Annotated in this window: 11 protein-coding genes; 2 read left to right on the plus strand and 9 right to left on the minus strand. The window is 72.5% G+C overall.

Going from position 1 to position 12,071, the window contains the following annotated elements; genetic code table 11:
* Nucleotides 1-210 precede the first annotated feature (210 nt).
* The 5 genes from E1266_RS07750 to E1266_RS07770 form a co-directional block, all read right to left on the minus strand.
* Entirely contained in the window at nt 211-2,037 is a 1,827-nt protein-coding gene (locus E1266_RS07750) for a ferritin-like domain-containing protein (protein WP_132045255.1), read from the minus strand.
* A gap of 64 nt (nt 2,038-2,101) precedes the next feature.
* Nucleotides 2,102-2,338: a hypothetical protein gene (locus tag E1266_RS07755; protein WP_132045257.1), complete on the minus strand. Its 237-nt coding sequence runs from the start codon at nt 2,336-2,338 to the stop codon at nt 2,102-2,104.
* 41 nt (nt 2,339-2,379) lie between these two features.
* Complete coding sequence (locus E1266_RS07760) at nt 2,380-3,135, minus strand: class I SAM-dependent methyltransferase (RefSeq protein WP_207945486.1); 756 nt, start codon at nt 3,133-3,135, stop codon at nt 2,380-2,382.
* Nucleotides 3,136-3,205: 70 nt separating this feature from the next.
* Nucleotides 3,206-3,640, minus strand: coding sequence for a cupin domain-containing protein (locus E1266_RS07765; RefSeq protein WP_132045259.1), 435 nt, complete (start codon nt 3,638-3,640; stop codon nt 3,206-3,208).
* Between the two features lie 44 nt (nt 3,641-3,684).
* On the minus strand, nt 3,685-4,434 hold the full coding sequence (locus E1266_RS07770; RefSeq protein ID WP_132045261.1) for an SDR family oxidoreductase: 750 nt from the start codon (nt 4,432-4,434) through the stop codon (nt 3,685-3,687).
* Nucleotides 4,435-4,664: 230 nt separating this feature from the next.
* Between E1266_RS07770 and E1266_RS07775 the strand changes: the two genes are divergently transcribed.
* The gene (locus E1266_RS07775; protein ID WP_132045263.1) at nt 4,665-5,897 is read left to right on the plus strand and encodes a low temperature requirement protein A; all 1,233 of its coding nucleotides are present in this window, start codon (nt 4,665-4,667) and stop codon (nt 5,895-5,897) included.
* Here the strand turns inward: E1266_RS07775 and E1266_RS39835 are convergent.
* A complete protein-coding gene (locus tag E1266_RS39835) occupies nt 5,848-8,652 on the minus strand; it encodes a LuxR family transcriptional regulator (protein ID WP_132045265.1) in 2,805 nt (934 codons plus the stop codon). The genes E1266_RS07775 and E1266_RS39835 overlap by 50 nt on opposite strands.
* 422 nt (nt 8,653-9,074) lie before the next feature.
* On the opposite strand from E1266_RS39835, the gene E1266_RS07785 reads away from it, so the two are divergent.
* Nucleotides 9,075-9,407 carry a WhiB family transcriptional regulator gene (locus E1266_RS07785; protein ID WP_132045267.1) on the plus strand — a complete coding sequence of 111 codons (333 nt, stop codon included), beginning with the start codon at nt 9,075-9,077 and terminating at the stop codon, nt 9,405-9,407.
* Nucleotides 9,408-9,482: 75 nt separating this feature from the next.
* On the opposite strand, the gene E1266_RS07790 is transcribed toward E1266_RS07785, so the two are convergent.
* The 3 genes from E1266_RS07790 to E1266_RS07800 all read right to left on the minus strand — a co-directional run bounded on the left by E1266_RS07790 (nt 9,483) and on the right by E1266_RS07800 (nt 11,906).
* Nucleotides 9,483-10,142, minus strand: a complete 660-nt coding sequence (locus E1266_RS07790) for a sigma-70 family RNA polymerase sigma factor (protein ID WP_132045269.1) — start codon at nt 10,140-10,142, stop codon at nt 9,483-9,485.
* A gap of 76 nt (nt 10,143-10,218) precedes the next feature.
* Nucleotides 10,219-10,944, minus strand: a complete 726-nt coding sequence (locus tag E1266_RS07795) for an alpha/beta hydrolase (RefSeq protein ID WP_132045271.1) — start codon at nt 10,942-10,944, stop codon at nt 10,219-10,221.
* Nucleotides 10,941-11,906 (minus strand): alpha/beta hydrolase, encoded by a 966-nt coding sequence (locus E1266_RS07800; RefSeq protein ID WP_132045273.1) that lies wholly within the window; start codon nt 11,904-11,906, stop codon nt 10,941-10,943. Before E1266_RS07800 ends, E1266_RS07795 begins: the two co-directional genes overlap by 4 nt.
* Nucleotides 11,907-12,071: the final 165 nt, after the last annotated feature.

The raw sequence follows: 12,071 nt of genomic DNA on the forward strand, positions 1-12,071 counted from the left end.
CCGGCGGCCGGCTCGCGGGCAGGGCAGAACGCAGCGAACCCGGTCGATCGCACGCGGCTGCACTTCGGTGGGTGCTCGGACTCGTGCGGAGCCCACCCGTGCAGCGACATCGCGATCGACCGGGTACCGACGCGCCGGCCACCTACCGGCCCATGACGCGTTCGCTGATGATCGTTCCGGTCCTGTCGCCTCTTCCTACGCGGCCTCTTCCTACGCCGCCTCTTCCTGCCCGGTGCTGCGCTCTGTCGGGACGGCAGGCTCACCGGGACGGCCGGTCAACGGGTCTTCCTCGCGGAAGCCGATCTCCCGGTGGGTGCCGTCGCACAACGGCTTGCCCGCGGAGTGCCCGCAGCGGCACAGCGTCATCCGGTTGCGGGTCTCCAGGGGGCGTCCGTCCGCGCGCAGTACCGGCACTCCGCCGGTGACCCACAGGGCGCTGGCCAGGCCGTCCTCCTCCTCGAGGACGGAGATGGCCTGCGGCAGGTCGACCTCGATGGTCTCGCCGCCGCGTTCCAGCGCGTAGCTGTAGGAACCCGACGGGCAGTGGTCGATGCGGCCCATGATGTTGGACCGGACGTCGCCGTCCTCGGTGTCGTCGAGCATCTTCGCGATCGGCCGGGTGCGTCCGATGCAGAACGCCGCGTGGATGCACAGCTCACCGACCCGCTGCGCGGATATGCCGACGCCGTCGTGGACGTGCTGCAGTTCCCGGTACGTCCGGACATCGGCGTTCTCGGTGCCGTCGAAGCCGACCACGGCGTGCGTCCCGTCGCAGAACGGTTTGGCGGACGAGCGGCCGCATCGGCACAGCGCGTAGGTCTCCTCGGTCGGCAGGTCCTCGCCGGTCTTCCAGGTCAGCGCGTCGTTTCCGGCGGAGACGACCTTGACCTTGCGTCTGAGCGGCACCTGGCCGTATACGAGGTAGGGGCCGTCGGGAAGCACGACGATCCGCCGCTGGTCACCACCGCTCCAGCGGCGCGACTCGGGCGCCACGTACTCGAACGTGGGCCCGGCGGTCATGCCGTCCCCGTCGGGCATCCGCATGAGTGCCCGGGCCTGTGCCCCGAGCCCGTACATGGTGCCGGTGGCGACCGCGAGCAGTTTCGGGCTGCCGTTGAATGCCTGCTCCAGCAGGTGCAAGACGGCGCAGTAGGTGTGGTTGAACTCCTCCTGGGCAACGCGGATCGCGCTGCCCGGGGCGTGGTCGGCGACGCGCGGGTCGGCCCTCATCGGGCGGACGCCGTCGAGGTCGACGGCGATCGCCTCACCGGTGGGGCCGGAGCCCGGGGTATCGCCGCGTTTGAAGCGCCGGCCGACCCGCAGTTCCTGGAAGCGGTAGTAGTGCGCGACCTCGTCACGTTCGGGGTGGTGGACGTCGCGGTCACCGTCCCAGACCTCGCCGCGGCCCATGCCTTCGCCCTGCTCGACGATCTCCCGCAGCGCGGTGAGCGCCGACGCCAAGTCGGTGACCGAGGTCAGCCGACCGGTGGTATTCCGGAAGTGGCCGACGTGCACCTGCCGGGCCGGGTCGCCGGAGAAGACGGCCCCCTCGCCGAGCTCGTCGCAGAGACGGCGCAGCGCCTCCTCGATCGCGGCGTAGAACTGCCCGATCGTCTCGTAGCCGTCGGCTTCCGGCGGGGCGCCGGGCGGCGCCGGCCGTTCGAGCCGGAGGAACACGTCGAGCGCTTCCGGACCGAACGGGAGCAGCGACAGCCGCAGGCCGCGGTCACCGTGCGGGAGTCGCCGGGGATGCGGCGGCAGCATCCGCGGCGTGTCCAGCCGAGGGCGCCCGCCGACGGCGTTGAGCAGGTTCGCCGCCAGTGCCAGGTGGAGCATCTCCTCGATGAAGACGCCGGCCACCACCTCGACGGCTTCCGGGTTGCGCTCCGGGTCGAGGGAGTAGAGCGCGCACAGGTACGGCGGCAGGGTCGCGTGCTCCAGCTCGATCGCCCACTGCAGGTGCTCGCGAAGCTCGTCGAGCGTCGCGATCCCGGCCGTCGTGACGGGCGCGGCTTGCTGGTTCTGTACTGGATTCACAGGTGTCTCGCTTCGGTGTCGGAAAGTGGGTTCGCGACGGCGCCCCGTCCGGCGGTGCCCGGGGTCAGGCGCCCCCGCCGGTGCCGTCCCGGCCGGGGCGGGTGCCGCGTCCGAGTTCCTGGATCGCACCGAGGAGGTTGCGGAATCCGATCTCCTCGCGCTGGACGTCAGTGGGGTCGAACGGCCACTCCGAGGCGGGCAAACCGGCGACCTCCTCCGGACGGCTCGACTCGGCCAGGTTCAGCTCGGCCTCGACTACGATCTCGAGTTCGATCTCGAAGCCGTCGTCACGGGTCGACATGCTCATCTCTCCTCTACGCATGGCTTGCCGGATGCCCGGCGCTACGGACGTTTCACTGCATGAATCAGCCGCATCGACACCTGCCCGGACGCGAACAGGCGGGCGAAACTCTCGCTCTGGCGGGCCGCCAGCGCGAAGGCGCGGTCGTCGCGGTGCCGCCGCGCGACGACCGCGGCGACCTGCTCGGCGCGCCGCGACCACGACAGCGGCGCGCCGCCGGGCCGATCGATCTGTTCGATCAGGTCGAATCCCGTGGTGGCGAGAAGCTCCTCCAGCTCTCGCTGGGTCGGGAAGAGGTTGCCGTCCGGAGCCGGGAACGACCGTGGGCTCCGGGCGACGACCACCAGCAGCCCGAGCGGCGCATTCGGGCCGAGCACCCGGTGGATCTCCCGGAGCAGGGCGGCCTTGTCCACGACGGTGCACAGGACGCCCAGGCACCAGGCGGCGTCGACGGACTCGGCGCGGATCGGCAGCCGTTCGCCGGACGCCCGGACGACCGGCAACCCGAACAGCCGCGCCGCGGCCCGGCATGCGACGGGCATCGGCTCCACCAGGACGGGCCGGACGCCGAACCGCTTGGCGGCCCAGGCCGCCGGGCCGCCGACACCGGCGCCGACGTCCAGCAGCCTGCTCCCGGGCGACAGTTCGCACGCCTCCGCCAGCCAGGCCAGGGCGGCCGGGTCGGCGCTGCCGCGGCAGGCGGCCGGGATCGCGTGCCGCTCACCCAGTTGCTCGACGGCGTCCGCGGTCCACCCGGCGCCGTCGTCGAACTCGGCGATCATCGCCGATGGGGTCACAACGGTTCCTCCGTCAGGGCGGCCCGCCGGTCTCCCGGCGGGCCGCCCGCAGTCGCGGTGTCGTGGCGGGTCAGAAGACGCGAGGCGCCCGCAGATGCTCGCGTTCCGCCAGTTCGGCCTCGTCCACCAGGGTGAGCATGGGCTTCCCGGGCTCGCAGAGCATCGTGACGGTGAAGCGCAGCGGGGCGTCGTCGCGGTTGTTGCCGTCCTGGTAGTGGACGACGTCGCCGCCGGGCTCCCAGAACACCTCGCCCGCGCCGACGACGCGTTCCGGCTCCCCCTCGACCTCCAGCAGCATCTCGCCCTCCAGCACGTACCCGAAGGCCGGGCCGGAGTGCCGGTGCGGGGGCGTGCCGGGGTCGCCGGGCGGGTACTCGATGACCACGGTCATCGCGTGCGCTCCCGCCGGGATGAACGGCGGCTCGGCCTCCTGCAGCACGGTGAGCGCCGTCTGCCATGCGGACGACCTGCTCTCCGGTCCGCCGCTCGGGTCACTACCGGACATGGGACGTACCTCCCTGACTCGTGGGTGCGAGGCGTGCTGCGGCACTACGCCGCGTTGGTCTTCAGCCATTCGGCGTAGGTGATCTCGCCGAGGGCGGCGCCGTCGCCCGGTACGAGGTCCCGCTCCCCCATGACGGCGCCGAAGTAGCGCGCCTCGGGGTCGGTGACGACCTCGCGCGGGTCCTCCAGGGCCGCGAGCGCCTTCCGGAAGAACTCGTCCATCCGGTACTGCGTCGGCCCGGCGATCTCGACCGTCCGGTTCAGCGGCGACCCCGCCGCCGTCCTGCCGACGGTCCGGGCGACCTCCTCGCCCGCGATGGGCTGGAACCCGACCGGGGCGATCCGGACGTTGTCGCCGTCCGCGGACTCGTCGGCGATCCGGCGGACGAACTCGAAGAACTGCGTGGCGTGCACGATCGAGTAGGGGATCCCCGACTCCTTGATCAGCTTCTCCTGGGCGAGCTTCGCCCGGAAGTAGCCCACGTCGGGCCGCCGTTCGGCGCCCACCACCGACAGCGCGACGTGATGGCCGACCCCGGCCTTCCGCTCCGCGGCGAGCAGGTTGCCGGTGGACGTCTCGAAGAACTCCAGCACCGCGGCGTCCTCGAAGGACGGGGAGTTCGACACGTCCACGACCACGGACGCGCCCTTCAGCGCCTCGTCGAGCCCCTCACCGGTGAGCGTGTCGACGCCGGTGTTCGGTGCGGCCGCCACCGCCTCGTGGCCGTGCTCACCGAGCTTGCTCACGACCTTGGAACCGATCAGTCCGGTACCACCGATCACCACGATCTTCATAAAGAGCCTCCTTGCCCGCCGGGGCGTCCGTCCGCCGCCGGTCGACAGCTAAGACAGGGCACCTCCGCGACCTGTGACGCCCGCGCCGAAAGATCTTCGACGTCGCGACCGTCCGGTGCGCGGTGTCACAGGCGGGGACGCCGTCCTGTCTTTGCCAGCAGGACGGCCCCATGGAGCGACGGGAGCGAAACGTGCCACCAGCGGACGCCAGGTACCGGATCAGGGTTCGGATGACCGCGCGTGCGGTCGACGAGCCGCATCGCACGGCCAGACCCCTCGAACTCCTGTTCGATCTGACCTTCGTGGTGGCCGTCGCGGCCGTCACCGGCAGGCTCGCGCACGACATCGCCGACGGGCACGCCCTCGCCGGGCTCGCCCCGTTCTTCCAGGTCTTCTTCGCGGTGTGGTGGGCGTGGATGAACTTCACCTGGTTCGCCTCGTCGTACGACACCGACGATGCCGCCTACCGGTTGCTGACCATGGTGCAGATGGCCGGCGTGCTCGTCCTCGCCGCAGGGGTGCCGGCCGCGGCCGACGACTCCGACTACCGCGCCGTGACGCTCGGCTACTTCATCATGCGGATCGCCCTCGTCGCCCAATGGCTGCGGGCCGCCGCCGGAGACGCGGCGGGCCGCCGTACCGCGCTGCGCTACGCCGCGGGCATCGCCGTCCTCCAGGCGGGCTGGGTGCTGCGGCAGGTCCTCGCCGAGACGGGCGTCCTGCCGGAGGCGGCCGGGCTACCGGCCTTCGTCGGGCTCGCCGTCCTGGAACTGGCCGTGCCCTGGTGGGCGGAGCGGACGAGGCCCACCAACTGGCACCCCCACCACATCGCCGAACGCTACGGCCTCTTCACGATCATCCTTTTCGGCGAGAGCGTCCTGGCGGCGTCCAACGCGGTCGGAGGGGCGCTCGCGGCGGCGGAGATCAGCGGTCCTCTGGTGGTCATCGCCGGGTCCGGTCTCGTCCTGTTGTTCGCGCTCTGGTGGCTGTACTTCCTCGTTCCGGCGGGCGAAGGTCTGGACGAGCGGCGCCACCGGTCCTACCTGTGGGGATACGGCCACTACGGCGTCTTCGCCGCCCTGGCGGCGCTCGGCGCCGGGCTCGAGGTCGCGGTGGAGCAGACCGGTCATCACATCGAGGCCGCCCCCGTCGCCATCTGTTATGCCGTGGCGATCCCCGCCGCGGCGTTCGTCGTCCTGCACTGGCTCGTCCACACGCCCATCGTCACCGGATCCGTCGTGCACCCGGCCGCGGTAGCGTCCGCCGCGACCGCTCTCCTCCTCCTGCCGCTCGCCGCGCCGCGCATCGGTGTGGCGCCCGTCATCGCGGCGATCGCGGGCGTCTGCGTCCTCGTCACCACCGTCGCCATCCTCCCCGGAGCGGTCGCCCGTCCCGCCACGGGTGCGGGCGCCCCTAGCCCGCGACGCCGGACGCGGAGCGCCGCAACTGCCTGCGGGAGGTGACACCGAGCTTGGCGAAGATCTTCCGCAGGTGCCACTCGACCGTGCGGGGGCTGATGAAGAGCCGGGTTCCGATCTCCGGATTCGTCAGCCCCTCCCGGACCAGCCGCAGGATCTGGCTCTCCTGCGCGGTGAGTTCGCCGGGCGGCTCGGCCGCGCGCCTGCGCACCTGCTCGCCGGTGGCCAGCAGTTCGCGGGCCGCTCGCTGGGAGAAGGCCCGCATGCCCATGGCCGTGAACGCCTCGTGGGCTGTTCGCAGCTGCTCGCGTGCGTCGCGCTGGCGGCGCCGGCGGCGCAGCCATTCGCCGTAGAGCAGATGGGCGCGGGCCAGTTCGCCGCGGACGCGGGTACGGCCGAGCCGGTCGATCGCTTCGCGGTAGTGTTCCTCGGCGGATGCGCCGGTGCCGACGAGGGCCCGCGAGCGCGCCGCCAGTCCCAGTGCCCAGTCGGTACCGCACACCCGCGCGAGGTCGTCGAACCGCCGTAGCGCCGCGTCGGCCTCCCGCGGTGCGCCACCGCGCACGGCGGCTTCGACGCGTTCGGGAAGTGTCCACGCTTCCGTGACGACGCCGCCGAGACGATCGCAGGCGTCCTCGGGCGCAGCGGTCGGCACGTCCCCGTACCGGCCGAGGCTGTTGTTGAGGACGGCCATGGCCCACCGGCCCACGGTCGTGTCGTCGCCACCGCCGCGGCGGGCGGCCTCGGCGGCGACGGACCTCGCCAGCGCGGCGGCGTCCGCCTCGCGCCCCTGCCAGGCCGCCAGCGCCAGGGCACCGTAGGGCGGCCACGGATTCTCGACCACCTCGGAGACCGTCTCGAGCTCGGCGACCAGCGCCGCCGCCGCGGCCGGCTCGCCACCGACGAGCTTCGCGATGGTATGCGAGGTCAGCGCGAGGGGAAGGTCGGTGGCCCGGCCCGTGTCCCGAGTGAGCCGCAGATGCCGGGACGTGAGCTCGTTCCAGGTGTCGTAGTCCCAGAGCGTCGCGGCGGCCAGCCCGGCCGGCCAGGACCAGCGGAGTGCGTCCTCGTCCGGCACGTCCGGGGCGCGGAAGGCGCCGACCGCGGACTTCAGCGCCCCGGCTCCCGCCGCGAGACCTTCGGTGAGGCAGAGGGCCATCCCGTCCAGGAGCCTGTCGGCCACGCGCGGGGCGGCCTGCGGAGGCGGGGCCGACCGTGCCGCGGCGGCCGCCTCCGACAGGGCGGCGCTGTCGGCCGGATGACCGGCGAACAGCGCCGCGCCGATCGCCTCCAGGTAGGTGTCGCGGGCGAGCGGCGCGTCGTGCGGCTGGAGCCGGCGGGCCGCCTCGAGGAGGAGCAGGGCGGATGCCCCGTCGCGTTTCGTGCTGAAGGCGATCTGCGCGCGCAACAATTCGACCCGGCAGCGCAGGCGCCGGTCGAGCGGGGCCGCCTCGGCGATGGACAGTAGCCGCAGCGCGGTCCGCGGCGCACCGGCCTGGTGGGCGGCCTGGGCCGCGGTCAGGGCACGGCCCTGCCGGTGAGCGGGATCGGGGGTCAGCTCGACCGCACGGCCCAGGAACGCGGCCGTCCCGGCCGCCCCGCCGCGCGCCCCCGCCCGCCGCGCGGAGCGTTCGAGTTCGGCGGCGACGTCCTCGGCGGGCGCGGAGGCCGCCTGCGCGGTGTGCCAGGCGCGGCGATCGGCATCGGTTACGGGGTCGGTGACCTCGGCCAGCGCACCGTGCGTACGGCGCCGCTCCTCTGGGGACGCCGTCCAGTAGGCGGCCGACCGTGCCAGCGGATGGTCGAAGCGCACCCGGTCACCGATGTGGACGAGCCCGGCGGACACCGCCGGCGCCGCCGCTTCGGGACCGACCCCGAGCCGCTCCGCGGCCCGCCACAGCAGCACCGGGTCTCCGCCCGGTTCCGCGGCCGCCACCAGGAGCAGTCTCCGCGTCGGGGATGCGAGGCGCGCCACCCGCCGCTGGTAGATGTCCTGGACGCGGTCGCCGGAGACGCGTGCTCCGGGCGGGCCGAACCCGCCGGCCAGTTCCGCCCGGGACGCCTCGCGGGACAGCTCCAGCAGCGCCCGCGGGTTGCCGCGCGTCTCATCGACGATCCGCTCCAGCACCCGCTCGTCCCATGGCCCGGGGACGACCGCGCGGAGCAGCGTGCTCGCGTCCCGAGCGGGAAGCCCGGTGACCACCAGTTCGGGCAGTCCGGTCAGGGCCGCGTCCGGGTCTGCCGACCCGGTCGGCTCCGGTGCCGGGCCCGGCACCGGGTCGGGCGCCCGGGTCGCCAGGATGATCGCCACGGACTCGGTCCGCAGCCGGCGGGCCGTGAACGTCAGGACCTCCAGGGACGCCCGGTCGAGCCACTGGGCATCGTCCACGAGACACAGCAGCGGCCGGTTCCGCGCGGTCTCCGACAGCAGCCCGAGGACGGCCAGCCCGAGGACGAAAAGGTCGGGCGCGGGTCCGAGCCGCAGGCCGAACGCGATCCGCAGCGCCTCGCGCTGCGGGTCGGGAAGGCGGGGGAGAAGGTCGGTCATCGGGACGCACAGCCGGTGCAGGCCGGCGAAGTCCAGCCCGCACTCCGACTGGACGCCCGCGACGCGCGAGACGTCGAACCCGTGCGCCCGCTCGCCCGCGTGGTCCAGCAGCGCCGTCTTCCCCGCTCCCGGCTCGCCGCGCAGTACCAGCGCGCGGCTCGCGCCGTCCCGGACGTCCTGGAGCATCGCGTCGAGCCGGGCGCGCTCCTCCCGCCGTCCGTGCAGAGGCCGGAAGCCGTTCCCCCGGTCCATTCGACCATCCGGGACACGGGCAACGGGTGCCCCTCCAATGAACGCCGAACGTCTTACCGGATCCGTCGTGAAAGGAATGCCGGCGGGGACCCGGTCGTCCAGGTCCGGTCGCCGCTCTCTGATTTCCATGGTGACCGATCTCCTTGATGCTCGCTTAGTTGGAAACAGCCCTGTCACAGGGGAATTCGCTACCTTTGACCGAACTGATCTCGCAGCCGTGACACTTCTGGGGCCGGCCCGGCTGCAGAACCGCCATCGGCGGGAAACGGGTCGGTCCGGCTCCGTCGTCAGCGACCAGGGCCGGGGGTGCGCCCAGTGGCCCACCCGGGTGCGTTCGGCACCGATCCGGATGACAGTCGTCGTTGACGAACTCGAAGTGCAGTGGCGATCGGAGAGACAATGGTGATCGGCGTGGAAGCGACATGAGCAAACTGACCTCACGCTGGGCCGAATCGGCATCGTGCCGTTCGGTCGATCCCGACCTGTTCTTTCCCGTGGGCAAGGAAGACGTCTATTCGGTGCACATTGCGCCGATCCGCCAGATTTGCGCCGCATGCCCCGTCGCAGGCCCCTGCCTGGAATGGGCCCTCCGCACAGGCGAGCCGGACGGCATCTGGGGCGGTACCACTCCCGGCGAGCGCCGCCGCATCCGAGCCGCCCAGGGAACCGCGCTTCCGCGACCGCCGCGACACGGCGTCCGACTCGGCGGGTCGATGGTGCCCGACTCGGCGCCGACCGGCTGCGGCCCGGGATGACGGCCACGGCCGCCGGCCCGCCGCCCGACGCGGCGGGAGGTGCAGCCCGGCGGAGGCCGTGCCGTGCACCGCCGGTCAGGCCGCCCTGGCACCGCGGTCGCCGGAGGAGTTGACGACGTCCGCGGCGAAGAAATCCTCCAGAGCCGTTACGTTCCCCTCCTGAGCGGCGGTGAGGAAAGTCGACAGGAGGCGCCGGTGCTCGCCGGTGTCGATCGACCCGCGCCGGGGTGTGTGCAGGCGCTTGCGGGCGCGGCTCACCAGCTGGCGTACGTTGGCCGGGCTGAGCCGGATGATCTCGGCGATCTGCTCGTAGGGATAGACGAAAGCTTCGCGGAGGATGTAGGCGGCCCGCTGGGCCGGGGTGAGCTTCTCGAGCAGCAGCAGCAGGGCGAGTTCGAGCGCCTCGCCGCGCTCGGCCCCGACGGCGGGGTCGGCGCTGGTGTCGATGGGCTCCGGAAGCCAGGGGCCCATATGGCAGATCTCCCGGCGTGCCCGCGCGGACTTGGCGGCGTTGATGGACAGTCGCGTCGTGGTCAGGGCCAGGAACGCCTCCGGATTGCCGATGGACGGATGATCCACCTTCTGCCAGCGCAACCAGGTCTCCTGGACGATGTCCTCGGCCTCCGTCGCACTGGCGAGCATCCGGTAGGCGATGCCGAAGAGGCGCGGGCGCACTTCGGCGAAAGCGGCGGCGGCCCGGTCCAGGCTCGTTCGATCCAGTCCTTCAGAATGCATGCTCATTCGCACCTTCAAAGCGATGGTGTCGATACATCGGGCCCGGCCGCAGGCCGGGCCCGATGGGGGATTCCGCTCAGCTCCGCCGCTGCCCGGCGGCGTCGAGGATCGAGGCGATCACGGCGTCGGGCCGGGAGGCCGCGATGGCGTGGGAGGCGCCGGCGACCTCACGGGTCTCCCGTGCGGCGGCCCGCTCGGCCATGAAGCGCAGGGCCGCGGCGGGGATGTTGAGGTCGCGCTCACCGAAGACGAACCACGACGGCACGGTGCGCCACGCGGCACCGTCCTTGCTCACCTGGTCCGTCAGCGCCCGCTCGGTCACCGGCCGCTGGGTCGCCGCCATCAGCGCGGCCTGCTCGGCGTCCAGATCGGCGCAGAACTGGTGGTGGTACTTGTCCGCATCGATCCGGAACTCGTTGCCGCCGGAGGAGACCGGATAGGCGACCAGTGCGTCCGCCAGGGTGCTGCCCTCGAACTTGGCGGAGAGCTGGAACGCGCTCTCCCCGGGCTCGGGAGCGAACGCGGAGACGTAGACCAGGGACCGGACGGCGGGGACGCCGGTCGCGGCCCGGCTGATCACCAGACCGCCGTAGGAGTGGCCGACGAGCACGACCGGCCGGCCGATGCCGGCGATGACGTCCCGTACGTAGGCGGCGTCCTCCGCCAGCCCCCGCAGCGGGTTGGCCACGGCGAGCGCGCGCAGCCCGCGGTCGGCCAGGCCTCGGATGACGCCGTTCCAGCTCGCCGATTCGGCGAAGGCTCCGTGGACGAGGACGATGACGGGCCGTTCGGCGGTGCTCATGCGTTGTCCTTTCCGGGGTGCAGGGCGGTCCTGAGGACCGAGACCGCCTGGGCGACGGCGGCTCGCACGGCCTGGCTGTCGCTGAGGGGGTTGAGCATCATGAAGTCGTGGAGCGTGCCGTTGTAGCGGACGCTGGTGGTCGGGACGCCCGCCTCGGTGAGCTTGCGGGCGTACGCCTCGCCCTCGTCGCGGAGCACGTCGTTCTCGTCGACGACCACGAACGCCGGCGGCAGACCCGCCAGGTCGTCGGCGGTGGCGCGCAGCGGCGAGGCGGTGATCTCGGCACGCTCGGCCGGGTCGGTGGTGTAGGCGTCCCAGAACCAGGCCATGGCCCTGGCGGTCAGGTAGGGGCCGGTGGCGAATTCGCGGTAGCTGCCGGTGTCCTGGGCGGCGTCGGTGACCGGGTAGTACAGCGACTGGTGCACGAACCTCACGTCGCCGCGCCGCTTGGCCATGAGGGTCAGGGCCGCGGCCATGTTCCCGCCGACCGAGTCGCCGGCGACCGCCATCCGGGCGACGTCCAGGTTGCCCTTCGCGCCGTTGGCGGTCAGGAACCGGGCGGCGGCGTACCCCTGCTCGATCGCGACCGGGTAGCGGGCCTCCGGCGACCGGTCGTACTCCACGAACGCGACCGCCGCGTGGGCGCCGACCGCCAGCTCGCGCACCAGCCGGTCATGGGTTCCGGCATTGCCGATGACCCAGCCGCCGCCGTGCATGTACAACACGACCGGCAGGACCTCCTCGGCCGTCCCGGCGGGCTTGACGACGCGGACCCGCACCTCGCCGACGTCCGCGGGCACAGTGAGCCACTTCTCGTCGATGTCGGGCATGCCGACCGCGTCGGCCTGGAGGTCGTCCAGGACTTTGCGGGCCCCGTCCGGCCCGAGCTCGTAGAGGAACGGCGGCTTGGAGGTGGCGTCGGCGATTTCCTGTGCCGCCGGTTCGAGAACATGACCGTTCATGGGCGTCCTTCCTTGACGGTGGCCGGGCATTGGCCACCTCGATCTCTTCGCCGACCTTTGCGGGCGCCATTTCGCCCGCCTTAGGTCGGCCGTTCCGCGGGGTTCGACAACCCTGTGTATTCACCATGCCGCGCTCGTTGAGATGTGACATGACACGAACGTATG

Origin of the sequence: Actinomadura sp. 7K534 (assembly GCF_004348575.1) — a bacterium.
GTDB lineage: Bacteria > Actinomycetota > Actinomycetes > Streptosporangiales > Streptosporangiaceae > Spirillospora > Spirillospora livida.

Excerpts from the sequence above, each read along its gene's own strand:
- E1266_RS39835 (WP_132045265.1), bottom strand. The coding sequence starts at position 8,652 with ATGGACCGGGGGAACGGCTTCCGGCCTCTGCACGGACGGCGGGAGGAG.
- E1266_RS07765 (WP_132045259.1), bottom strand. The coding sequence starts at position 3,640 with ATGTCCGGTAGTGACCCGAGCGGCGGACCGGAGAGCAGGTCGTCCGCA.
- E1266_RS07775 (WP_132045263.1), top strand. The coding sequence starts at position 4,665 with ATGACCGCGCGTGCGGTCGACGAGCCGCATCGCACGGCCAGACCCCTC.
- E1266_RS07785 (WP_132045267.1), top strand. The coding sequence starts at position 9,075 with ATGAGCAAACTGACCTCACGCTGGGCCGAATCGGCATCGTGCCGTTCG.
- E1266_RS07755 (WP_132045257.1), bottom strand. The coding sequence starts at position 2,338 with ATGTCGACCCGTGACGACGGCTTCGAGATCGAACTCGAGATCGTAGTC.
- E1266_RS07770 (WP_132045261.1), bottom strand. The coding sequence starts at position 4,434 with ATGAAGATCGTGGTGATCGGTGGTACCGGACTGATCGGTTCCAAGGTC.
- E1266_RS07800 (WP_132045273.1), bottom strand. The coding sequence starts at position 11,906 with ATGAACGGTCATGTTCTCGAACCGGCGGCACAGGAAATCGCCGACGCC.
- E1266_RS07790 (WP_132045269.1), bottom strand. The coding sequence starts at position 10,142 with ATGCATTCTGAAGGACTGGATCGAACGAGCCTGGACCGGGCCGCCGCC.
- E1266_RS07795 (WP_132045271.1), bottom strand. The coding sequence starts at position 10,944 with ATGAGCACCGCCGAACGGCCCGTCATCGTCCTCGTCCACGGAGCCTTC.